We start from the raw sequence: 22,185 nt of genomic DNA on the forward strand, positions 1-22,185 counted from the left end.
CTGGCCAGTCAGGGGGATGAATGGGCTCCAGTTTGCAATGTTTTCAAGCGCTTGGCCAGTTGTTCAATCTCGCCGCGAAAGCTGGCCCAGCGGTTGGCGGGGAGCGCTTCGGCCTGCTGCCAGCGGGTGGGGACCGCCTCGCGCAGCCGCTGCAGCAGCAGGGCTGCCTCCACCTGTTGGCGCGCCGCCTGCTCGAGCCAGGCGAGCCAGCGCAGATCCTCGATGCCCTGTTGCAGCAGCAATAGATCGTAGGAGAGGCGATGGGCCTCGCAGGCCTGCGGGCCCAGCAGCAGAAAGTCGCTCTCGCGCCCGTCGGTGGGGTCATAGGGCAGGGCGGTGGGCATGCGCCCGTGCCACTGCAGATAACCCTCGGCCCCGCTCTGCCAGAGGTAGAAGCCGGCGGCGCGCGGGGTGCCGAGGTTGTAAAACCAGGGGGTGGCCCCGGCGGCCCTCACCCGTTCCACATCGGCCTTGTCGGCGCCGAAACCTGCGTTGACCAGGGCTATCTCCACCTCGGCAAGCAAGGGCGCCTGGGCTGGGTGGTTGAAGTGACCGGCCCGCACCACGGCAGGATCCCGGTGTTTCATCTCGCGGGCCATGGCTTGAATGGCGGGCAGGGTGGCGAGGTCGGGTTCGTCAAACAGGCTCCAGGCCAGGGGCGGCAGCCCCTGGGCGCGAAAGGCCGCCTGGCGCTGCTGCCAGGCATCGAGCCGGCTGTTGGCGTCGCTGCCCCAGCGCTTGAGGGAGGCGTAGGCCAGCAGCGGCATGTGAAAACCAAGGCCGATGGCCTCCTCCTGAGTGGTGCCCATCCCGGCTTCATCCTGGGGCAGGGCGGGGGCCACGCCGCTTATTCCAAGCCCGGCAAGCCGCGCCAGATCGCAGCGACTGGCGGCCAGCTGGGCGCTGGCCAGCTCCGGGCCCTGGCCGAACCAGCCAAGGTAGGGGGGCGTGTCGAGGTAGATGCCGACCGGTTTGCTGGCGGCGGGCAGGATCAGGGGCAGCACCTCGACCTCTAACGGCAGCTGTACCAGCTGCTGGTGGCTGAGCAGCTGGATATTGCCCTGATAGCGCCCCGCCGGCGCATCTTTCGGAATGGGAAGATGCAGCACCAGGCGCCTTGGCACCCGGCGCTTGAGGGTGAGCCCCGCTACCCCCTCCACCAGCTCCTGATCCGAGGGGAGCAGCAGGGTGCCGCTCGCCTGGGGGCGCACCAGATGCCACTGGCCGTGGTAGGGGGTCAGCGGCAGGGTAACGCCGTTGGCCGCCGGCGGCTGGATCACCAGCAGGGGGGCGGCGTCATCCTCGGGCGTTTCGATGACGAACTCCAGCAGCAGCTGGCTGCTCCGGGCGGCCAGTACGGGAGCGGCGGGGGCTGCCGGGGTGGCCCTGGCACTCAAGGTCGGTTGCCCCTGGGCGATGGGGGTCAGGGTGAGACGAGCGGGGGATTCTGGTTGCGAATAGGGGGCCAGGGCCCACCTCTTCGTAAAGAGCTGACGCTGCTTAGCCAGCACCCGTCCGGTGGCTTCGGCCAGCACAGGAGCGTCCGTCTTGGCGTCAGCCTGCTTGTCCGCCGCCGGATAGGGGGCCAGCAGCAGGCCGGCGAGGAATTTCGCATCCGGCGAATTGCCTCCCAGGGTGAGGGTGAGCGGGCCGCCCGGGTGCTCAAGCACCAGGCTGACCGGCCCCCCCTGGCGGGCACCGAACAGCTGCCAGGGATCGGGATTGGGCAGCGCCTCCTGCTGCTGGCCGGCGAGATAGCGCCGGGCCAGCCACTCGCCCGGCTGCAACCGCTCGGCCCAGACCGGTTCCCCATCGATCAGCACGCTGCGCTCGAGGGGGTGGGGCAGGTACTCCCACTCGCCCGGATCGTCGAGCCAGAGGGTGAGCTGGTAGCGTCCCTTGGGCACCTCCAGTCTGACGCCGTCGAGGTTGCGCAGCCCGTCGCGGATCAGCGCATCGCCGGAGGGGCGCAAGACCGGGCTGGGGTGGCCCAGCAGACGCGGATCCCCCGGCGCCAGGGTCTCGAAACCGGTGAAACGGGGGGCATCGCTCGCCCCCAGATCGAGGGCAATGGTGCCGGCGGGCAGGGTCAGCCCGGGGGACCAGTACCAGCGTGTCAGGGTGAGCGGCGCCGCCCCGTCGGCCATAAAGAGATAGAGCCTGGTGAGCCGGTCGAGGGCCAGGGCCCTGGGCTGGGCGGTGCGCCAGTCGCTTAACGAAAAGCGCAGGGTAAAAGGGCCCGGGGGGATGATCCGCTCCAGATTGACCCGGCTGCGGTAGTTGACCGAGGCGGCGTCGTCGACCCGCAGGATCAGGGTCTGGGGGCCGGCCGCGGGATTGTGACCCTCGATCACCAGTTCGTCATCCGCCCCGACAGGCCAGGGCAGGCGCTCGAAGGTGAGCCGCTGGGGCGTCTGCTCGCCGCTGAGCGGCAACGGGGTGGGGCCATCAAGGCGGCTCGCCGCCAGCACAGCACTTCCTGTTAGCAGGCTGAGGGTGAGCAGGCCGAGTACCTGCAGCCAGAGCGTCTTGTGCAAACGCGCCGCCAGCCAGCCCATCAGGCCAGCCCCGCCAGCCAGGTTTTCAGTTCATCGGCCCTGTGATCCCAGCTCTGCTGCGCCACCGCCTGCTGGCGCTGCGCTTTTCCCTCGTGGCAGGTCAGCGCCTCCCACTCGTAGCGCAGGAACCAGTCCTGCCCGGGGGCGTCGAGGGCGGCGCGCTGGATGGCCTGGGCCAGGCTGTCGCCCGGGCGGGGCAGGTGCACCAGCGCCCGATAGCCGTCCAGGGCCGGAAAATCGGTGCTGACCACGGGCCGGCCGGTCGCCAGATACTCGCGCAGCTTCAGCGGATTGCAGGCACGGATCTGGGCATTGTCGACGAAGGGGAGCAGGCTCACCTGCCAGTGTTGGGCGTAGGCGGCCAGGGTGTGGTGAGGCCTCGGGCCGAGCAGGTGCACGTTCGGCAATCCGGCCAGCGGGCTCAAGTCAGTCTGCCTGGGTCCTATCAGCACCAGATCCCAGTGGGGCAGGGCGCGGGCGGTGTCGGCCAGCAGGGGAACGTCTATCCAGTCGCTCAGGCTGCCGTAAAAACCGGCGATGGGGCGTCCGCTCGGCAGATCCGCCGGCCTGGGTTGGGGGGGCATGAAGAGCCCGAGATCCACCCCGTGGCTCAGCAGCCGGGTCTTGTGGGGGGGGAAGCGGCTGGCCAGCGCCGGGCTGGCGGCCAGGATAAGGTCTGCCTTTTCTACCAGCCTGGCCTCGCAGCGGGCGATGGCGGCGTGATCCACCCCCGCCAGGGCCGAGAAGTCGTCGCCGCAGTAGTAGATCACCGCCCGCTCGCCGAGCTTGCCCACCAGATCCACCGCACTTGGCAGAGAGAGCCAGAGCAGCGGCCTGTCGAGCTCGGGCAGCTGGCGGCGGATCTGGGCCGCCAGCCAGTGGCCGTTGATCCGCCCCGCCAACGGGCTGCCGGGCAAAGGCAGCGCCAGCGGAGGCATCACCTGGGGCGTCGGCTCTTCCTGGGGGGCGAGGGCAGGGGACTGCTCCTTGGCCGGGCGGCGCAGCACGGCCCCCAGCTTGCGGCCGAGGCGGCCGAGGTCGCGCACATTGAGGCGGGGGCGGCGCAGGCCGATGGAGTTGACCCAGAGCACCCGATAGTCCGGCAGCAGGCGCTTGATGAGATGCTGGGTGCTGGAGGGGTGCTGGCCCCAATCTTCCCCCAGTACCACCAGTTGGGGCTGTGCGTTAGACGGCTTCATGGCTGCTTCTCCTCACTCAGGCGGCTGGCGGCACTCTCTGCCAGCGCGTCGCGGCAATCTTGCGCATCGAGGGGGCGCAGCACCCGGGCCGGCACCCCCGCGGCCAGCACCCCGGCGGGCAGGCTGTGGGTCACGATACTGCCGGCGGCGACCACGGTACCGGCTCCTATGGTGACCCCCGCCATCACCATGGCGCCGGTGCCGAGCCAGACGTCGTGTTCGAGCACGATGTCGCCGACCTGTTCGTCCCGATCCGGCAGCCCCCGGGCCCGCTCCTGGGCATCCAGCGGGTGGCCCGGGTAGCCTGCGAGAAAGGCGCGCCCGGCGATGCGCACGTTGTCCCCGAGCACCACCTGGCTGCCCACCGCGATGGTGGTCTGCCAGCCGATGCCGACGTTGTTGCCAATCCTGAGTGCGGGGGCCTTGCTCGAGGGGCGGCCGCTGATGGTCATGGCGGCGCTGAGGCGACAATCCGCCCCCACCTCGATCGACACCGGGCCGCTGATAAAGGGGATGCCGCCATAGAGATAGAGGCGGGGGGCGGGGGCGCGCAGGCGGGACTGGAACAGTGGCGTCCACCAGAGGGTGCGGGCCAAGGTGGCGAGAGTCTGGCTTGCCAGCCGGTAGAGGCGATAGAGCAGGCCGTGCAGGGGCGGAATGAGCGGGAAGCTCCAGCTGCGGGCCCCCTTGGCGAGCCGCCACACGAGGCGGGCCTGGGCTGACTCCCCCTGCTTGGCCCAGGCTTTCATCCGATACAGGCTGATGCTGTTCATGGCGTCCTCTCCTCTGGCTCTGCTGTCGTGATGGCCGAGCGTCACTGTCGGCGACTAGCCGGGATCTAGCAGGGATCGGGCCAACCGGCTCTCTGCATGCGCCGGCCACCCGCAGGAGCGTCTTGCGGCGGTGCGCGGTGCAAATTGCGCCGACGGGGCTGCAAAACGCAAAAAAGAGTCTCATTCTGAACCTTGATTCTTGCCGTGCGAGTGCCGCAGGTGCAAAGCGCGGGGCGCCGAGCTCCGTGCCCGGTGTCTACCCTGGCTGGCGTGCCCCTTGCATTGACGGGTAACAGAGTAAGCACGATCCGTTGCCCGGTGGCTGGGAGGCCCTATGAGACTCGGAGTGAACCAGATAGCCATGCTCTATTACGCCGCCGGCCTCTTGCTGATGAAGGGGATCTCCCTGCTGATGCTGCCGGTGCTGACCCACCTGCTGGCGCCCCGGGAGTATGGCCAGCTGGAGGTCTTGCTGACCATCATCAACCTGGGCTCCCTCATCCTGGGGTTCGGGCTGGTGGATGCCCTCTATCGCTTCGCCGGGATGGCGGCAGATGAGAGCGAGCGCAAGCAGGTGGTGGCGTGGGTGTTCGGCCTGGTCTGGATCATCGCCCTGGCGAGCCTGGTGCTGCTCTGGTGGCTGGCGCCCCTGGTGCAGCGGCTGCTGCCAACCGAAACCCGCCTTGCCGATGTGCGCTGGGTGCTCTGCGCCCTGCCGTTCGAGGGGGTGATCGGGGTGCCGCTGGCCTGGCTGCGGATGCGCAATCAGGCCCGTCTCTTCTTCGTGGCCACCGCCGGCAAGGCGGTGATCCAGTCCCTGCTGACCGCCTGGTGGCTCTGGCTCGGCTGGGGCGTGAGCGGGGTGCTCGCCTCCGGCACCCTCACCTGCGTCGGGCTGGCGCTGCTGCTGAGTCTCTGGCAGTGGCGCGATGGCGGCATCCGCTTTGACTGGCAATACTATCGCCCCCTGCTGCGCTACGGCCTGCCACTGGTGGTGAGCGGGCTGGCCGGCTTTGCCCTGAGCGGGCTGGATCGCTGGCTGCTGGCCGAGCACGTCGGCGAGGCCCTGCTGGCCTACTACGCGGTCGCAGGCAAGCTGGCGCTGGCGGTGGGACTTTTGCTGCAACCCTTCGCCCTCTGGTGGTATCCGCGCCGCTTCATGCTGCTCAGGGAGCCGGACGGCCTGCGTCTCAACGCCCACTACAGCGTGCTCGGCTCCGTACTGGGGTTTGCCACCGCCGGGGTGGTGGGGCTCACCGCGCCCCTGCTCATTCGCTGGCTCACCCCGGAGAGCTATCACGGGGCCATCGCCTATATCCCGCTGCTGGTGCTGGGGATGGCGGTGCGCAACGTATCTGATCTGCTCAACGTCGGCTGCTTCAGCGGCGAGGAGAGCAAGGCCCAGATGATTATCAATCTGGGATGCAGTCTGCTCGGCGTCCTTGGCTTTTTGCTCGCCATTCCGCACTTCGGGGTGGCCGGGGTGATCTGGACCCTGCTGCTGGTCTACCTGGTACGGGCGCTCGCCTTCTATCTGGTGAGCCAGCGGTTGCTGCCGCTGCCTTACCGTCTCTCCATGCTGTGGGCGAGCAGTGCCGGCTCCCTTGCCATGATGTGGCTCGGCCAGTGGTGGGCAGGGCAATGGGCCGCCTGAGCCACGCCCTCTGGGGGCTGGCCGCCACCCTGGTGGTGGCCGGACTCTGGTGGCGGCTGCCGCACCCGCTGCTGCTGCCGGTGCTGGGGCTGGCCATTCCCGCCATCTGGTTTGCCCTGCGCTGGCCGTTTCTGATGGTGCTGGGGTTCGTCACCTTCTCGTTTTTCCGGCTGCACGAGGTGTTTCCCCAGCTCTATCCCCTCAAGATCCCGCTGCTCTTCTCGCTGGCGGCGATCGGCGCCCTGATATGGCACACCCTGCTCACCGGCCGCATCAAGCCCTACTGGAGCCAGCCCCTCAGCTGGTTGACCGCCTTCTTCGTGATGGTTTCCATCGGGGTGCTGTTTGCCAGCAACCGGGGGGAGGCGATCGCCACCTGGACCGGCAGCTACAGCAAGATCTACCTGATGACGCTGGCCACCGCCTGGCTGGTGAGAAGGCCGGAGGACTTCGCCCTGGCGGTGCGGGTCTTCGTGGTGGCCGGCTGCATGGTGGCCCTGGTGGCGCTCTACAACAAGAGCAGCGGCATCGGGCTGGTGGAGGGGACCCGGGTCACCATAGGGCGCGAGCTCGGCTCTGTGCTGGGGGATCCCAACGATCTGGCGCTGGTGCTGCTGTTTCCCGCCGGCTTCTCCCTGAGCCTGCTGCTCAACCGGGGCAACGGCCTGGGAGGGCGCATTCTGGGGGCGGTGGGGTTCGTGCTGGTGGCCGCCGCCATCATCGCCACCCAGAGTCGAGGCGGCCTGCTCGGGATCTGCGCGGTGAGCGGCCTCTTTGCCTGGCAGCGGGTGCAGTCGAAAACCCTGCTGATCCTGTGCGGCACCCTGGCGCTCCTGGTGCTGTTCGCCGCCGCCGGGATAAGCGACAGGGCCTCCGGCGGGGCGGCGGAGAGCGGGGTGGATGCCTCGGCCATGGGCCGCCTCTACGCCTGGCAGGCCGCCTGGGGCATGGCGCTGGCCCATCCGCTCATCGGGGTGGGGCTCTCCAACTTCTACTACAACTACTTCTTCTACAGCCCCCACTGGGACGGCCTCAACCACGCGGTGCACTCCACCTGGTTCGGGGTACTGGCGGAGACCGGCTTCGTGGGGCTGACCCTGTTTGTCGGCATGGTGGCGGTGACCCTCTACCGGGCGTGGCACTGCCGCCTGGATGGCATGCCTCCTGCAGTAGTCACAGCCATGCAGGGGGTGATGGCGAGCATGGTGGGGTTCGTCATCTCGGGGTCCTTCCTGACCCAGGGCTTTACCTGGCCCATCTATCTGGAGCTGTCGCTGGCGGTGGCAGCCATCAAATATGTCCGGCAGGCCAGGGAAGCGGAAATGGCCATGGCCGAGGCGGAGCGGGATAAACAAGAAAAGGGAGCAGAGTCATGAGCGCAACCCCCATTTTGCTGGTGCATTACGGCGAGAACTGGATCCGTGGCAGCGAGCGCTGCCTGCTGGATCTGCTGGCCCACCTGGATCGCAGCCGCTTTGCCCCCCTGCTCTGGTGCAACAGCCAGCAGCTGGCAGAGGAGGCCGCCCTGCTCGGGGTGAAGGCGGTGGTCGAGCCCTTCTCTCTGCTGCTGGGCTGGCAGGCCCCCCGCTTCGATCTGGCCGCCCACCGGGCCCTGTGCCAGCGGGCGCAGGCGCTGATAGGCGAGCACGGCATCACCCTGGTGCATGCCAACAGCGCCGCCCCCTGCCAGTGGCTGGCCGGGGTGTGCCGCAAGATGAAGGTGCCCCTGGTGTGCCATCTGCACGCCCGTTATCAGCCCAGAGACAGGTTCACCCTGCGGGTGCATCAGGCCAACGTGCTGATCGGGGTGAGCCAGCCGGTGCTGGCCCCCTGGCGGGAGGATGGCTGCGAGCACACCCGGCTGGTCCACATCGCCAACGGCGTGGACGAGATGCGGCTCAATCGGGGTGAGCCCTGGCCCGTCAGCAGCCTGCCCGGGCTGCCGGCGGGGGAGCTGATCCTGGCCACCATAGGGTCGCTGATCAAGCGCAAGGGGGTGGACCTGCTGATCCGCTCCCTGGCCGAGCTCTGTGCTCAGGGGGGCAAGGCGCAGCTGCTGGTTGTCGGCAGCGGCCCCGAACTGGCCGCGCTCACGGCATTGGCCGCTGAGCTGGGGGTGGCCGAGCGGGTGCACTTTCTCGGGGAGCGGCCTGACAGCGCCGCCATCCTGCGGGGCGGAGTGGATCTGCTGGTCTCCGGCGCCCGCGAGGAGGTGTTCGGCCTGACCCTGGCCGAGGCGGGCATGCTGGGGCTGCCGGTCAGCGCCTATCGGGTGGGGGGCATCCCCGAGGTGGTGGAGCACGGGATCACGGGCCTGTTGGCCGACCCCGGCAACTGGCGCCAGATGGCGGCCCACTGGCAGCGATTGAGCGCTCCGGCCCTGCGCAGCCGATTGGGGCGGGCGGGGCAATTGCGTGCCAGCCAGCTGTTCACGGTCAAACGCTATGTGGAGAAGGTGAGCGAGCTCTGGTCGGCGACGCTGGCGGGGCGCTGGGACAGCCCCGCGCGCGCCCCCTATGGCCGCATGGTGCGCTGGGTAGGGCAGCGTCTGCTGGCCAGGGTGGGTCTTGCGGGGGAAGGTGCGCTGGCCGGGAGCCGGAGCCTCACCATCCCATCGGACGAAGGAGTGCAATCATGAATCAACGTCATGAGCCGGCCGCCGCAATGGCAGGCATGGGAGCGCGGTCAAGCGCGACGACAAAGCTGGTGCTGGTGGATCCCATCCCGTTTCGCGGGGGCTCCAAGGTGGCGACCGAGGCGATGCTGGAGGCCCTGAGCGAGCGCATGCCCGCCATGGAGCACCATGTCCTGACCGCCGATCATGGCTCCTGGCCATCCTGCCGGCACCACCACCTCCGGGTGCCGGCCCTGTTGCGGGGGCGCGAGTCAGGCGTGGGGTATCTGCTCAAGCAGGGGTGGCAGACCCTGATGATCCTCTGGCTGATATGGCGTCTGGGGGAGGTGCGCGGCCTGCTGGCGGCCTCCGGCCCCGGCGTGGATCTCTGCTGCTACTGGGCGGCCCGGTTTGCGGGGATCCCGGTGGTGCAGCTGATCCACGGCCCCGTTGGCGGTTCTCGCCTGTCAGCCAGGGCACTGTGGCGTGCAAGCCAGGTCTTCTATCTGGAGGCTGCCCGCCCGTCGCTGCTGGCCTTGATGGCGCACCTTGGGCAGCAGGATATCCCGGTACACTGGCAGCCCTTCATCAATGGCCTGAGGGAGGCCGACTGGCCGACGGCGACCTCGGGCGGGACCGGCATCTTGTGGGCGGCCTCCTTGCTCAAGTGGAAAGGGCTGGAGACCATGCTGGCGGCGCATCAGCAGCTTGCCGAGCCCCGTGTGCCGCTGACCGTCTGCTATCTGCAACCGCGAAACATACTGCAACCTTGCAGCAAACCCCGGCCAGATCTGCCCGATACCCGCTGGCATGAGAACCCCGGCAATCTTGACGAAATACGGGCCGGGTGCGGGATCTTCGTATCGACCAGCCACCACGAGCCCTTCGGGCTCTCCATTCTGGAGGCCATGGCGGCCGGCCTGTGCGTGGTGATCCCGTCTGACGGGGCCTGGTGGGATCGCCACCTGGTGGAGGGGGTTCACTGTTTCAAATACCAGCCAAACGCCCCTGATGATCTTGCCCGGGTGCTCAGTGAACTGAGTGACGCCCCAGAGGCGGCCGGCGAGGTGGGAAACGCTTCACGTCTTCATGCCATGGCGCACTATCACGCGGCCGATGCCTATCGGGGCATCATCGACCACATGGCGGGGCTGCTTGGTGAGGAGGAAAACCCCCACCTGGGCCGGCCCCTCTACCGATGAGTGAGCGCAGGCGCGACAGGGCGTCACGCTCGCGCCCCAGCCGCAGCGCCATCAGCCAGCGTTTTTCACCCGAGCGTCCTCCTTAGGTGCCCCCATCCCGAGCGGTGCGGGGCATTTCTCTCCTTGATCACTCTGGTGACCACCGCGCTGATCAGCCTATCTCGGCGAGGCCCTGCCCATGGGCCTGGCGCAGCTCCTCGGCGCCGAGCACGAACTCCGGGTTGTCGGTGAGGCGCTCGACCGCCAGATCGATGAAGCGGCGGACCCGGGCGGGCTGGGCGGCGCGGCTGCCGTAATAGAGGAACAGGCTGTAGACGTCGATCATATGCTCGAGCAGCAGGGGCACCAGGCGACCGGCCCGAATGTGCGCCGCCGCAGTCGGCCCGGCGAGCTGGCCGATCACCTCACCAGCGAGAACGGCCCCGAGCTCCACCATCTCGTCGTTGGTGGAGAGGGCGGGGCGCACGAGGTGTTCCTGTATGTTCTCCCCGACGTTCACGTGCCAGGGAACCAGGTGGCCGGTGCCCGCATGGCGAAAGACGCTGCAACGGTGCAGGCCGAGATCGTGCAGGGTGTGGGGCACGCCGTGCTTGCGCAGGTAGCTGGGGGAGGCGCAGATGATAAGCTGCAGGGGGAAGAGGCGGCGCGCGATCAAGCCCTCCTGGGGCGAGAGGCCGATGCGCAGGCCCACGTCGACCCGCTCCTCCACCCAGTTGCCGATGCGATCATCGAGCTGCACGTCCGGCTGGACTTCCGGGTAGAGCCGGCTGTATTCGTCCAGGACAGGCCCGATGACCCCCTGCACCACGGAGCGGGGTCCGACGATGCGCAGCGGGCCGGCGAAGGCCTCCCGGGTCTGGCGCGCCGCCGACAGGGCCTGCTGCAGGGCGAGCAGGGCGGGCTGGGCGGCCTCCAGGAAGCGTTGCCCCTCTTCGGTCAGGGACATGCTGCGGGTGGTGCGATGAAAGAGGCGCACCCCCAGATACTCCTCCAGCTGTTTCAAGGCCTTGCTGGCGGCCTGTGGGGAAATCTGCTGTGCCTGTGCCGCCTTGCTGAGGCTCCCCAGCTCCACTGTGCGCACAAAGATGGTGATGGATCGCAAGTCGCTGATCATGGTTTATCTCACCTATTTACATCATTTAGTTGTAACTGATTCATCCATTTGCCGTCTAGTTCGATGTCTATCGCACATTTATAGTTCGCTCCATCGACCAAGTGCCCTGCGTCAGAGCCTTGTGCAGAGAGACTACAAGATGGATAACTTCAGCTTCTGCACTGCGGCCCGTACCATCACTGTCCGTTTCACTTAATGCGTGGCCCCGTGCAGGGGCCGGCCTTGATTCACCAGACACAACACCGTCAGGAGTGTCATGAATGCAGAACCCGTCTGCATCTTCCCGCGCCCTCCCGAGGGGGCGCCGTTCTCTGTGGTTGCTCAAAGGAGCCCTAATGGTTGGCATGATCGCATCTCTACTCAAACCGGGCCTGCCTGAACACCCGGACTCCTCGCAATATCGCGGGGGCCAGTTCAACAATGCCGTGACACCTCAGGCGCGAAGCCTCTGGGAAGGGGCCCGGCTCTGGTGGGACTTCCTGTTCGCCAAGCCTGAGGGCACGATGCCGGATCGCGCCATCCCGGTGCAGGCCATGACCCTGGAGGGGCTCATCGCGGCGCCGGATAACAGCGTGTGGCGCCTCGGCCACTCCAGCCTGCTGCTCAAGTTGCAGGGCAAGTTCTGGCTGACGGATCCCGTGTTCAGCGAGCGGGCTTCGCCAGTGCAGTGGTTCGGTCCCAAACGCTGGCACCAGCCGCCCATCACCCTGGAGGCGCTGCCCTCCATCGAGGGGGTGATCCTCTCCCACGATCACTACGACCATCTCGATCACGGGGCCATCCTGGCGCTGCAGGAGAAGGTCGCCCACTTCATCACGCCCCTCGGGGTAGGGGCGCGCCTCAGGGACTGGGGCATTGCGGCGGAGAAGGTTCGCGAGCTGGACTGGTGGCAGCAGACCCGGGTGGGCGGCGTCACCCTGGTGGCGACCCCGGCCCAGCACTTCTCCGGCCGAGGCCTCGGGGACGGCAACCAGACCCTCTGGGCCTCCTGGGTCATTCGCGGGGAGGGGGTCAATCTCTTCTTCAGCGGAGACAGCGGCTACTTCGACGGCTTCAAGGAGATAGGCAGGCGCTACGGCCCGTTCGACGTGACTTTCCTCGAGACGGGGGCCTACGACAAGCGCTGGGAGCTGGTGCACATGCACCCGACGCAGACGGCGCAGGCGTTTCACGATCTCGGGGGGAAATGGCTCTATCCGGTGCACAACGGCACCTTCGATCTGGCCATGCACCGCTGGAACGATCCGCTGGAGCAGATTGCCCGCCTGGCCGCCGAACAGCAGATCCCCTTGACCACGCCTGTCATGGGAGAACCTCTGGAGGTGCTGAGCCCCCATGAGGGCAGCCCATGGTGGCGCGACTGAGCGAGGCAGGCTATCAGGCCCCCGTGCCCGGGGGCAGTTCGCCGGAGTCTGAGTGCGAAGGGGGAGGCGTGAGCCGGAATGCCTTGAGCCCCTGGATTACCCCAAGGGCAGGTGTCACCACCGCCGAAGCGGGTGGCAGAGAGAGAAACCGACCATCTCCATGATCCCGATGGCGTTCGACAGGGGTACCAGGGGCCTGAGGACGAGCATCATCGTCAATCTGTGATGACACAGAGAGTGCGCAACGGATATCCGGACAGGGGGAGTGCTGCACAACGTGAAGAGTCGGCCTTGTTCAGCCTGTTTGAATGTGGCCTCGGCGTCACAGTGCTTCGTGGTCGATGGCCACCGTCCTGTTGCGTCCTGCATATTTGGCGTGATACAGGGCCTTGTCCGCTCTGAGTAGTGCATATTGGAATCCCTCACTGCATGTTAATTCTTCTGTGGTCAATGCAGTCACACCGATACTGGCAGTGAAAGGAATATGCTGTTCATTGAATGAAATATTCAGAGAGACGAAGCTTTCGCGAATTCGTTCGGCGACTTCGATGGCCGAGGTGAGGGTGATATTCGGCATGGCGATAACGAACTCTTCACCACCGAGCCGGGCCGATATGTCATGCTCCCGTAAATCCGCTTTCAACCGTTCAGCCACTGCTTTTAATACTTCGTCTCCGGCGCTGTGGCCGAAGGTATCGTTGATTATTTTGAAATGATCGATGTCGATCATTGCCAGGCACAAGGTATCGTCCTGACGTCGTGCCAGGCTGCAAGCCTTGTGTGACCATTCATCAAATAACCGACGATTGGCCAATCCCGTGAGCGGGTCTCGTCTTGCCTCCTGAACAAGCACCTCACATCTGCGCTGGTATTTGGTCCGCATATATCTGAGTTGCATCCATTGCAGGAAGATCATTGAAACAAGAAAAGAAGTAACCAACATGGATAATAAGTACCTGTCAAAATGCAAGGGATGGCATCGTCACTGTGGTCATGATATTGCCTAAACCATCTATGGTGCACCCCGTAAGGGGGCTGTTTTAATACTGCAAATAAATAATTATGGGGCAATAGGTCATGATAACGATATTGAATGATGTGTCAGTGCTAAATAGCTTCTGAACGTATTGTCCTTGCCTCGGCTGATTGCATGAGATAAATCGCGTCAGGCTCAACTCTGGCGAGGTGTTTTTTTAAACAGGCCACTCGGCATGACAACAAGGAAGAGTACAAGTAAACCATGCAAGCCATTGAAGAGATCCTTGCCATGCAGACCCTCGCTGAGTATCGGGGTACAGGTAGAGATCAAGAAAACAACAGAGAACAGGAACAAATATCTCCCCCGTAAACCAATGTCACGGGCTCTCATGACGGCCAGATTGATATTCGCATAGCCGACCAATAAAAATAACGCCACCATGCCTGCTATCAGTGGTATTGCCATTTTTGCAATGTTGCTGGCAATTAAGTCATGTGCCAGGGTACCTGTGCCCAAGGTAGTCATTAATGCGGAGAGAACAATAAAAATTAACAGGAGCATGTAGCCAATATAGCCACGCCTCTGCAAACGCTTGTTCATCAAGCCGGTAAAAAGTCTCGATAACATGAGGTATATCCTGGTGGTGAGAGAGAAGAGACCCCAAACATAGGGGCACTCGCATGCCCCATCTGAATGAGGATGATCAATCGTTCATGATTGCGCGAACAGTGCCATCTTCTTCGACGGTGCAGACGGCAACATTGCCATTATCACCCCGCATCTCAACGTCGAACATGCCATCACCAGTGTATTGGGCACGACCGGCTTCCACTGCCTTGGGGCTGACCTCCCACTCTGCGGCAGTTTCATGAACACAGTTGCTCAAGGCATGGCGGCCCAGGGTTCGAGAGGATGGCTTGTTGCCGGGAAGTGGGTTGACCAGAACATCCATTAATCCCCCCTGGCTATCCAGGACACAGTTGAATTCGAAGCGATCGCCATTGCTGCGTGATAGCTGCCCGGTGACGGAGGTGCCTGAGCGGGAGTCCATGATCTGGACTCGTTTTTGTACGGCATCGCCATATCCACGGTCGCTGAGTGCGTCGTTACAGGCGGCTTGAGGATTGGCATTGACGATGGAGGACGTCAGCAAGACGCCCATCAATAACGCAGTTGTAGTCAATTTCATGTTCAGTTCCTGCAGAGTAAGGGAATTAATAACCAGACAGGCCGCTGGTATCTATATCACGGGTGGCCTCTTGTTCCATTTTTCGATAATAGTCATCCTGTCTTTTGTCATGAGGCTGTTTCTTTGTGGCTTTCTCCGCATCTTTTATGGTTCTTTGCATATTGGCTTGGCAGATATTAAATCCATCACGCCATGCATTGGCATAGTCGGGCTCTTTACGAAATTGCGCATCGTTCTTGGTATAGGTATCCAGATAGCTGCCTGCAGCCTGATTGCCACTGTGGCAACCATCTTCATACCCTTGCGCATAGGCTTGGCTATAGCCTTTAGACCTCATTTCGTCATATTGACTGACGCAGCCTGCCAAGAGGGTACAGGTCAGGCTGGTCAGGAGGATTATATGTTTCATCGGAAGGATCCTGCATGTCAAAAGTGATAGTTAACACCAATATCAAAACCATCCGCATCGACGTTCTTACCTTGGACAGGGGATGCATCCATATAATTATAGCTGGCACTGATTTCCAGGTTTTTTGTGATTGGATAACCTAACGTCAGGCCATATTCTATGGCGGAGTTTGTCTGACCATGTTGATCCAGTTTCGCGATCCCAATGCGTGGCATAACAGATAAGCCGGCAATATCAAACCGATGGCCTATCCCCAGATCCATGAAAGAGATATCTGTCTGGGTACTGTGTATATCTCCTTGCATATCAACATAGCTGTGTCCACTTCCTGTCGTTTTCCCTGTGCTGACACTGATATCCATCAGCCCAAGGTCATATCCTCCTTGAATGAAAAATCCGTAGGTATTTTTACCATCTAGTTGGCTATGAATATGCTGGAATCCACTACCGATATAGGGTTCAGCACTTGCACAGGGCGTCACAAAAAGCGCACTCGTCAGGATGCTGTATAATACTTTATTCATTGTTTTTGCCTTTTTAAGATATGGCTATTTGAGGCTTATCGAGAGTTGGTAGGGAACTCGTTTATCTATGTTGTCCCCCATATTGAAAACGTGAATGATGAAATCACCATCATAGGGCAATAACAAGCTGGCACTGTTGCCTTCACTGGAGCCGTCATAAAGACTGACACCGTCAAGCGTGGTGATATTGAAATAGGTTGCTTCCTGGTCCCTCAAAGACAATCTGACTTTCAGTCTCTGTTCTGCCCTGCCACGCAGTCTGTAAGTGTTGGCATCACGTTTAATCACTACATCTTGATACGATATCCCTGTCGTACCCTTCAAGAAATGCACATCGTAGGTTTTATCTGCGGCAGATGCGTTGTTCATGGACATGGCCAACAGTAAAGGCAGTGCGAGACGATAAAAAAGCATAATTTAAATCCGTATTACCAGACGATGTAGATGATTATAAATGCCATCTCAAAATGGGCTGTCAATTCTGATCAGGAGCGCATTCAATATGGCCATGCCATTCCTGGCAACTATTACCGCGGCTTGCCATATCACTGTGTCTGGCGTTATGGGCCCGAGATTTATTATGTTCTGCACGGTTAGCCCGTTCGCTCTCTTGTTCTGCCTTATGGTTTTTATGAACACCATAGGCTATTCCACCCACGGCCGCAGCAGCAGCGGCACCCAACAAGGCTTTCTGGCCAGTCGACATATGATCGATGTCCGCGCATCCGGCCAGGATGAGAGAGCATGAAATCATGGAGACGCAAAGTAATTTTTTCATGGTATATCCTATCAATTCGGTACGAGTAGTAGTTAATTCACATTTTATGTGTGACAGTCGGTTATTTTGCCGTCATGCGATTCAAGTTTTTTGCGAACTTTCTGAACGAGTCTTCATAGGCAGGGAATTTATTTTTTCCCAAGAACACATAGTCATCCAGTTCAATATTGCCATGCCAGTAGAGCTTGGTAATATCAAGAAACCATTTTTGGACCTCCGGGCTATCCAGGGGGATCCTGTGATAACTATCATCGGCCAATGTTATCTTTGTGGCGGAGACCATATCCGACTGGAATTGATTCACAATGGCGATGTTGCCAAAGTCACTTTCCAGAACCTCTACAGGAGTCTTCTCTGCTGCGTGAGTCACTGGGCTCATCATCAAAAAGACAGGCAGGAATATGGTCATTAAATAAATGTTTTGTTTCTTCATGTTGTTCTCAAATATTGATGCTTTATCAATGGTCAGTAGAGATAGAAATGTTCTTTCGAGTTATCATGGTATGAGCGTGGCACTGCTTGATTATCAGCCAACTCATGCTACGCGTTTCGTATTTCCATGTTACTCTGCGGGATAGACTCATTCCCGGAAAGGGCTGTCATTATTCATGGCGATAGTTGCCATCCCGATCCTTGTAAACGCGACCGTGTTGTATATTGCCATGTTGGTCAACATATTCATGCTGGGCATTATCATGTGGATGGTGAGCCGGAGCTGTCATACCGGCGAGGATCGCTCCCGTTGCACTGGATAACAGGAATCTATCGGTTGCAGACATATTGTCAGTCGAAGCGCAGCCAGACGCTGCGATGGAAAACATGACTGACACGGCCAGGGATAATGTAGACGCTCTCATGATATCAACACCTCATAATGGTATTTGCTACTCCCACCTCCCTTGTGCTGGCTCATCCTTATGGGTGACCTCGATGGACCCTGCCACCGCCTTCAGCTACTTGAGAAGGGACATCACCTGTTATGTGTATGATAGGCAGGGTCAGGGGCTTTCCATAGTCATAAAAAGCCATAAAAATTTAGCAAAGCACTGATTTTAAAGGGTTTTGATTTTAACTGTAAAATGGATGCCACTTCATAGACGCGAAGAGGTGGGAAAGAACCCCGAGTGTGGCGCGTGGCCAGGGGGTAGAGAGGGGCTGATGGCGGGTCAATTCGTCTGCAAACCTGCGACGGTCAGGTGGGAGAGGTGATGATGCATGTGGGCGCGTAAAACACGCAGGCCGTGCTTGAGCGGCCGGAGAGTGGAACAAGGATATAGAGGTCACCTGGGGTTGAGAAACCAATGACCGATTTTTGTCGCAGCCCCCGTGAGAGGGAATATCAAGGCTGCGACAAGGGGGAAGTAAATACTGAAAGAGAACAACTCCGTATCTGGATAACATCTGAGAAGGGCAGAGACGCACCCTATTTATTGCCAAGCAATGGTGTGGCAGGAAACAACCGATGGGAAAAACTGAACCAGCCGTTTTGCTGTACCAGGATAACGTCATGGTGCGGCGTTTTTTGGAACATGGCGATATGGCTTTTTGTGAGTGGAACCCAAGTGTAATTCACGATGGTATAGTCTGACTGGAGCTGGTTGTAATTGTTAAGTGCTGAGTGCTGGCCATTTCCCTTATTCAACAGTCGTCTCTCAGAGACGAAAAAAATAAATTGATTCATGAAAGCAACCTGCCAGCCGTCTACCTGCCACTTGGCTTTCGTCGCCGGTTCTTCCTCAATGATGCTGAGCATGCCCCAGCGACAGACTCCCTGATAATCTATACCTGCGGTGTTCATCTTCATTTCATAATTACAGCCAAAGCTGTCAATTGAAATGGCGGTGACAATCAACACGAGCAGGGTGAGTGGTAACCAGAGTAGCCAATGGGATATTGCCTTAGTGACTTTATTCATTTTTCTCTTCTCGTAAATTGAGAATGTTTCGCTGACTCAACTTTATCTTAACCGGACCTGAAATAAGCCAAAGCGTGTCACCGCTTTCATCCAGGGTAAGTTGATCTCTTGTCTGGGTTTGCTCGGTATCCAGAGCACAGATGATATTGCCATTATCATCCTGACAATCCACCGTCAGCCATTCGGATGCGGATATTAATCCTAATAATGCCAGCAAGGTGAGCGAGAGCACATTGACAGACAACAGTACTCTCTTAAACCAGAAAGTAGATTCCGGTAGTCGAGATGCAGGAGAAAGTGTTTCCTGAGCGCTTGGGGCGGATATTTCATGCTCGGGTTGGGGAGAGCGCTCGAGGGGGACCATCAGATTCAGAATATAACCCTTCTTGGGAATACTTCTGATCTCCAGCTCCATGTCCAGTCCCAGCAAATGGCGACGAAGATTGGCAATGGCAACAGTCAGCGAGTTGGGGCTGATCGGCCGCCCCTCCCAGCCTATGAATAATAGATGTTCTTTATCGTGAAGCTCCCCGGCATGCTCCAGCATAAAAGCAAACAACAGCGTTTCAGCACTGGGCAACCGGATCTCCTTCGCCTGATCGTTGCGTTTGAGCGACCGGTGGAGGCAATCAAGCTGGCAACTGCCAAACCAGAGTTGCTTGGGGGCAATGTATTGTAATGTCACGATAAAACCTGATAACGGCGAACTTAGCGTATTAGGCTAGCGTGACTCATGTAAAAAAGAAATACCGCGCAGGGCTGAACTCCTTACGCCTAGCCTGGACGCGAGTGAGAGATAACGGGCCGTATTTCTGTTTGAATACCCTACGAGTACATGGCGACCTCGTCGGTGAACACAGGGTGTCAGGGCACAAGGCAGGAGGAGGCGACGGTACCCGAAGCGAGCGTGTTCCTTCACGCTCGCATGTGTCCCGGTTGCTGCTACCCGTGCCACGGCCTGGCTTTTGCAAGGCCGGGAGCGTCACTCTGGCTGGGCGGCGGCCTGGCGCTTGAAGGGGCCGGGTTTGTTGGCCTTGCGGTGCTCCGAGACCAGGATCAGCAGGCGCTGCAGGGCGATGAAGCAAAACAGCAGCAGGCCGATGATGATCTTGGTCCACCAGGAGCTGAGGGTGCCGTCGAAGTTGATGTAGGTCTGGATCAACCCCTGGATCAGCACCCCGAACAGGGAGCCGAAGACGGTGCCCACCCCGCCGCTCAGCAGGGTACCGCCGATCACCACGGCGGCGATGGCATCGAGTTCCACCCCGACCGCGGCCAGCGGATAACCCGCCGAGGTGTAGAGCGCGAACACGATGCCCGCCAGGGTCGCCAACGTGGTGGAGAGCAGGTAGATGCGGATGGTAGTGCGGCGTACCGAGATCCCCATCAGGGCCGCCGAGGTGGCATTGCCGCCGATGGCGTAGACGTTGTTGCCAAAGCGGGTGCGATTGGCGAGCAGGATGCCAAACACTACCACCGCCAGCATGATGAGGGCCAGCAGGCTCAGGCGACCGCCCCCCGGCACCTTCCACGACAGGCTCGACAGATAGGTGAAGCTGGGGTGATCGATGGGCAGGGACTGCTCGGAGATGAGAAAACTGGCCCCCCGCAGGAAGAACATGCCCGCCAGGGTGATGATGAAGGCGGGGATCTTCAGGGTGTCGATGAGCCAGCCCATGAGGGCGCCGAAGCCCGCTCCCAGCACCAGCACCAGGGGGATGGCCAGCACGGGGCTGACCCCGAGATCCCCGATGAGCGTGGCCAGCAGCACGCCGGTGAAGGCGATGACGGCCCCCACCGACAGATCGATGCCCCCCGAGAGGATGACGAAGGTCATGCCCACCGCCACTATCCCCAGAAACGCGTTGTCCGTCAGTATGTTGCAGATGATGCGGGTGGAGAGAAAGGCGGGGAAGGAGGCCAGGCAGAGCAGGTAGCCCACCAGAAACACCATGATGGTCACCATCAGGGGGAGGTTGCGCTTAAACATGGCGAGTCCCTCGCTGGAAGAGGTGGTTGAGGGCCGGCGACTGCATGACGAGCACCGCCAGCACCACCATGGCCTTGACGATCTGGTTCCACTGGGGCTGGTAGCCGGAGAGCAGGATCCCGGTGTTCACCCCCTGGATGATCAGTATGCCGATCAGGGAGAGGGCGAGATTGAAGCGCCCCCCCATCAGAGAGGTACCCCCGATCACCACCGCCAGAATGGCGTCCATCTCGAGCCAGAGCCCGGCGTTGTTGGCATCGGCACCCCGGATGTCGGCGGCGACTATCATGCCGGCGACAGCGGCCATCATACCGCTCAGCAGGTAGGCGGCGATCACTACCATGGGGGTGTTGAGCCCGGCGTTCTTGGCGGCCTTGATGTTGATCCCCACCGCTTCGATGAAGAGGCCGAGGGCGGTGCGCTTGGTCAGCAGCCAGAGCAGCAGCGCCATGCCCAGGGTGATGATGACCGGGGTGGGCAGGTAGAAGAGGGCGCCGCTGCCGATCCAGGCCAGGGCGTCGTTGTTGAAGGTGATGATCTGCCCCTCGGTGATGAGCTGGGCGATGCCCCGGCCTGCCACCATGAGGATCAGGGTGGCGACGATGGGCTGGATCTTGAACACCGCCACCAGCAGGCCGTTCCACAGGCCGCACAGGAGGCCCACCCCGATGACGGAGGCGAGAATGACCGGCAGGCTGTGACCGCCGGTGGCCAGGCTGGCCATGGTGGCCCCGCTGATGGCCATCACGGCCCCCACCGACAGATCGATGCCGCCGGTGGCGATCACCAGCGTCATGCCGAGGGCGAGCAGGGCCACCGGGGCGCAGCGGTTGAGGATGTCGATGAGGCTGCCAAACAGTCGGCCATCCTGGATGTGGATGGCGAAGAAGTTGTCGGCGACCAGGGCATTGATGAGCAGCACGCCCACCAGGGCGACACATTGGGCCGAGCCCGTGGGCCAGGGCCGGCGGGGGCGGCTGGCCCCCTTGGAGAGGGGAAGAGTGGATGACGTCATATCAGGCCTCGCATGCAATGGCGTTCATGATGGCAGGGACGCTGAGGGCGTCCGTTGCAAGCTCTGCCACCTGTTTTCGATCGCGCAGGACTATCACCCGGTCGGCATAGCCCACCAGTTCCTCGAGCTCCGAGGAGATGACCAGCAGGGCCAGCCCGTTGGCGCAGAGGGATTCGATGAGGCGGATGATCTCGGCGTGGGCCCCCACGTCGATGCCCCGGGTGGGTTCGTCCAGGATCAGGAACTGCGGCTTGGTCAGCAGCCAGCGGGCCAGCAGCACCTTCTGCTGGTTGCCCCCGGAGAGAAACTGGATGGGCTGCTCCGGCCCCGGGGTCTTGATAGCCAGCTGGGCGATGAGGCGGGCGGTGATCTCGTCCTGCTCCTTGCGGGACAAGGGGCGCAGCCAGCCCCGCTGGGCCTGCAGGGCCAGCACCATGTTTTCCCGCACCGAGGCCGAGGCGATGATGCCGGCGCTCTTGCGATCCTCCGGGCAGAAGCCGAAGCCGTGGGCGGCGGCCTGGCGCGCACTGCGGATGGTGACCGGCTTGTCCCGCACCCGGCACTCGCCGCTATCCTTGGCACTATGCCGAACATCAGCTCGGCGGTCTCTGTACGACCGGATCCGAGCAGGCCGGCCAGGCCCACGATCTCCCCGGGCATGACGTCGAGGCTGAAGGGGGCAATGACCCCGCGCTTGCCATAGTCCCTGAACGACACCATGGGCTGGCTGCTGCGCAGGGTCTTGCCCGCCCGCTTGAGGGCGTTGTCGTCCAGCTCGCGCCCCAGCATCATCTTGACCAGTTCCAGTTGCGGCAGTGCCTGGGTGTCGCGGGTACCGACCAGCTCGCCGTTGCGCAGCACAGTGATGCGATCGCTGATGGCGTAGACCTGGTCGAGGAAGTGGGTGA

At 61.7% G+C, this 22,185-nt stretch carries 22 protein-coding genes; 5 read left to right on the forward strand and 17 right to left on the reverse strand.

All coding sequences use genetic code 11. The annotated features are described in order from the left end of the window. Positions 1 to 8: 8 nt before the first annotated feature. From J9885_RS07400 to J9885_RS07410, 3 genes are read right to left on the reverse strand one after another with little or no spacing between them, the layout of a single operon-like run. Positions 9 to 2,558, reverse strand: a complete 2,550-nt coding sequence (locus J9885_RS07400) for a hypothetical protein (RefSeq protein WP_349237379.1) — start codon at positions 2,556 to 2,558, stop codon at positions 9 to 11. Continuing rightward, entirely contained in the window at positions 2,558 to 3,757 is a 1,200-nt protein-coding gene (locus tag J9885_RS07405; RefSeq protein WP_210548594.1) for a glycosyltransferase, read from the reverse strand. The genes J9885_RS07400 and J9885_RS07405 overlap by 1 nt, the downstream gene beginning before the upstream one ends. Then, positions 3,754 to 4,530 (reverse strand): acyltransferase, encoded by a 777-nt coding sequence (locus J9885_RS07410; protein WP_210548595.1) that lies wholly within the window; start codon positions 4,528 to 4,530, stop codon positions 3,754 to 3,756. Before J9885_RS07410 ends, J9885_RS07405 begins: the two co-directional genes overlap by 4 nt. 334 nt (positions 4,531 to 4,864) lie before the next feature. Between J9885_RS07410 and J9885_RS07415 the strand changes: the two genes are divergently transcribed. From J9885_RS07415 to J9885_RS07430, 4 genes are read left to right on the forward strand one after another with little or no spacing between them, the layout of a single operon-like run. Then, the gene (locus J9885_RS07415) at positions 4,865 to 6,184 is read left to right on the forward strand and encodes an oligosaccharide flippase family protein (RefSeq protein WP_210548596.1); all 1,320 of its coding nucleotides are present in this window, start codon (positions 4,865 to 4,867) and stop codon (positions 6,182 to 6,184) included. Next, a complete protein-coding gene (locus J9885_RS07420; RefSeq protein ID WP_210548597.1) occupies positions 6,172 to 7,560 on the forward strand; it encodes an O-antigen ligase family protein in 1,389 nt (462 codons plus the stop codon). The genes J9885_RS07415 and J9885_RS07420 overlap by 13 nt, the downstream gene beginning before the upstream one ends. Then, a complete protein-coding gene (locus J9885_RS07425) occupies positions 7,557 to 8,822 on the forward strand; it encodes a glycosyltransferase family 4 protein (protein ID WP_210548598.1) in 1,266 nt (421 codons plus the stop codon). Before J9885_RS07420 ends, J9885_RS07425 begins: the two co-directional genes overlap by 4 nt. Further along, on the forward strand, positions 8,819 to 10,000 hold the full coding sequence (locus J9885_RS07430; RefSeq protein WP_246876813.1) for a glycosyltransferase family 4 protein: 1,182 nt from the start codon (positions 8,819 to 8,821) through the stop codon (positions 9,998 to 10,000). Before J9885_RS07425 ends, J9885_RS07430 begins: the two co-directional genes overlap by 4 nt. A 151-nt stretch (positions 10,001 to 10,151) precedes the next feature. Here J9885_RS07430 and J9885_RS07435 read toward each other — a convergent pair whose 3' ends face one another. Next, a complete protein-coding gene (locus tag J9885_RS07435; protein ID WP_210548599.1) occupies positions 10,152 to 11,114 on the reverse strand; it encodes a LysR family transcriptional regulator in 963 nt (320 codons plus the stop codon). 344 nt (positions 11,115 to 11,458) lie between these two features. Here J9885_RS07435 and J9885_RS07440 point away from each other — a divergent pair, with 344 nt between their 5' ends. Then, a complete protein-coding gene (locus tag J9885_RS07440) occupies positions 11,459 to 12,478 on the forward strand; it encodes an MBL fold metallo-hydrolase (RefSeq protein ID WP_246876814.1) in 1,020 nt (339 codons plus the stop codon). A 322-nt stretch (positions 12,479 to 12,800) separates the two neighbouring features. On the opposite strand, the gene J9885_RS07445 is transcribed toward J9885_RS07440, so the two are convergent. The 13 genes from J9885_RS07445 to J9885_RS19955 form a co-directional block, all read right to left on the reverse strand. After that, complete coding sequence (locus J9885_RS07445; RefSeq protein WP_210548601.1) at positions 12,801 to 13,421, reverse strand: GGDEF domain-containing protein; 621 nt, start codon at positions 13,419 to 13,421, stop codon at positions 12,801 to 12,803. Positions 13,422 to 13,649: 228 nt separating this feature from the next. Continuing rightward, the gene (locus J9885_RS07450; RefSeq protein ID WP_210548602.1) at positions 13,650 to 14,084 is read right to left on the reverse strand and encodes a DUF805 domain-containing protein; all 435 of its coding nucleotides are present in this window, start codon (positions 14,082 to 14,084) and stop codon (positions 13,650 to 13,652) included. A gap of 76 nt (positions 14,085 to 14,160) precedes the next feature. After that, positions 14,161 to 14,646 carry a hypothetical protein gene (locus J9885_RS07455; protein WP_210548603.1) on the reverse strand — a complete coding sequence of 162 codons (486 nt, stop codon included), beginning with the start codon at positions 14,644 to 14,646 and terminating at the stop codon, positions 14,161 to 14,163. A gap of 25 nt (positions 14,647 to 14,671) precedes the next feature. Beyond that, a complete protein-coding gene (locus J9885_RS07460) occupies positions 14,672 to 15,055 on the reverse strand; it encodes a hypothetical protein (protein WP_210548604.1) in 384 nt (127 codons plus the stop codon). Between the two features lie 17 nt (positions 15,056 to 15,072). Beyond that, positions 15,073 to 15,579: a porin gene (locus J9885_RS07465; protein ID WP_210548605.1), complete on the reverse strand. Its 507-nt coding sequence runs from the start codon at positions 15,577 to 15,579 to the stop codon at positions 15,073 to 15,075. Between the two features lie 24 nt (positions 15,580 to 15,603). Beyond that, positions 15,604 to 15,993 carry a hypothetical protein gene (locus J9885_RS07470; RefSeq protein WP_043760844.1) on the reverse strand — a complete coding sequence of 130 codons (390 nt, stop codon included), beginning with the start codon at positions 15,991 to 15,993 and terminating at the stop codon, positions 15,604 to 15,606. Positions 15,994 to 16,054: 61 nt separating this feature from the next. Further along, on the reverse strand, positions 16,055 to 16,357 hold the full coding sequence (locus tag J9885_RS07475; RefSeq protein WP_210548606.1) for a hypothetical protein: 303 nt from the start codon (positions 16,355 to 16,357) through the stop codon (positions 16,055 to 16,057). A gap of 61 nt (positions 16,358 to 16,418) precedes the next feature. After that, positions 16,419 to 16,790: a hypothetical protein gene (locus tag J9885_RS07480; RefSeq protein WP_210548607.1), complete on the reverse strand. Its 372-nt coding sequence runs from the start codon at positions 16,788 to 16,790 to the stop codon at positions 16,419 to 16,421. Between the two features lie 990 nt (positions 16,791 to 17,780). Then, the gene (locus J9885_RS07485; RefSeq protein ID WP_210548608.1) at positions 17,781 to 18,272 is read right to left on the reverse strand and encodes a hypothetical protein; all 492 of its coding nucleotides are present in this window, start codon (positions 18,270 to 18,272) and stop codon (positions 17,781 to 17,783) included. Continuing rightward, a complete protein-coding gene (locus tag J9885_RS07490; RefSeq protein WP_210548609.1) occupies positions 18,265 to 18,957 on the reverse strand; it encodes a winged helix-turn-helix domain-containing protein in 693 nt (230 codons plus the stop codon). The genes J9885_RS07485 and J9885_RS07490 overlap by 8 nt, the downstream gene beginning before the upstream one ends. Before the next feature lie 297 nt (positions 18,958 to 19,254). Next, a complete protein-coding gene (gene yjfF / locus J9885_RS07495) occupies positions 19,255 to 20,262 on the reverse strand; it encodes a galactofuranose ABC transporter, permease protein YjfF (protein WP_210548610.1) in 1,008 nt (335 codons plus the stop codon). Further along, positions 20,255 to 21,277 carry a galactofuranose ABC transporter, ATP-binding protein YtfT gene (gene ytfT / locus J9885_RS07500; RefSeq protein ID WP_210548611.1) on the reverse strand — a complete coding sequence of 341 codons (1,023 nt, stop codon included), beginning with the start codon at positions 21,275 to 21,277 and terminating at the stop codon, positions 20,255 to 20,257. The genes yjfF and ytfT overlap by 8 nt, the downstream gene beginning before the upstream one ends. A 1-nt stretch (position 21,278) precedes the next feature. Further along, entirely contained in the window at positions 21,279 to 21,833 is a 555-nt protein-coding gene (locus J9885_RS19955) for an ATP-binding cassette domain-containing protein (protein WP_349237380.1), read from the reverse strand. Positions 21,834 to 22,185 lie beyond the last annotated feature (352 nt).

Origin of the sequence: Aeromonas sp. SrichE-2G, from assembly GCF_017939565.1 — a bacterium.
Lineage (GTDB): Bacteria > Pseudomonadota > Gammaproteobacteria > Enterobacterales > Aeromonadaceae > Aeromonas > Aeromonas taiwanensis.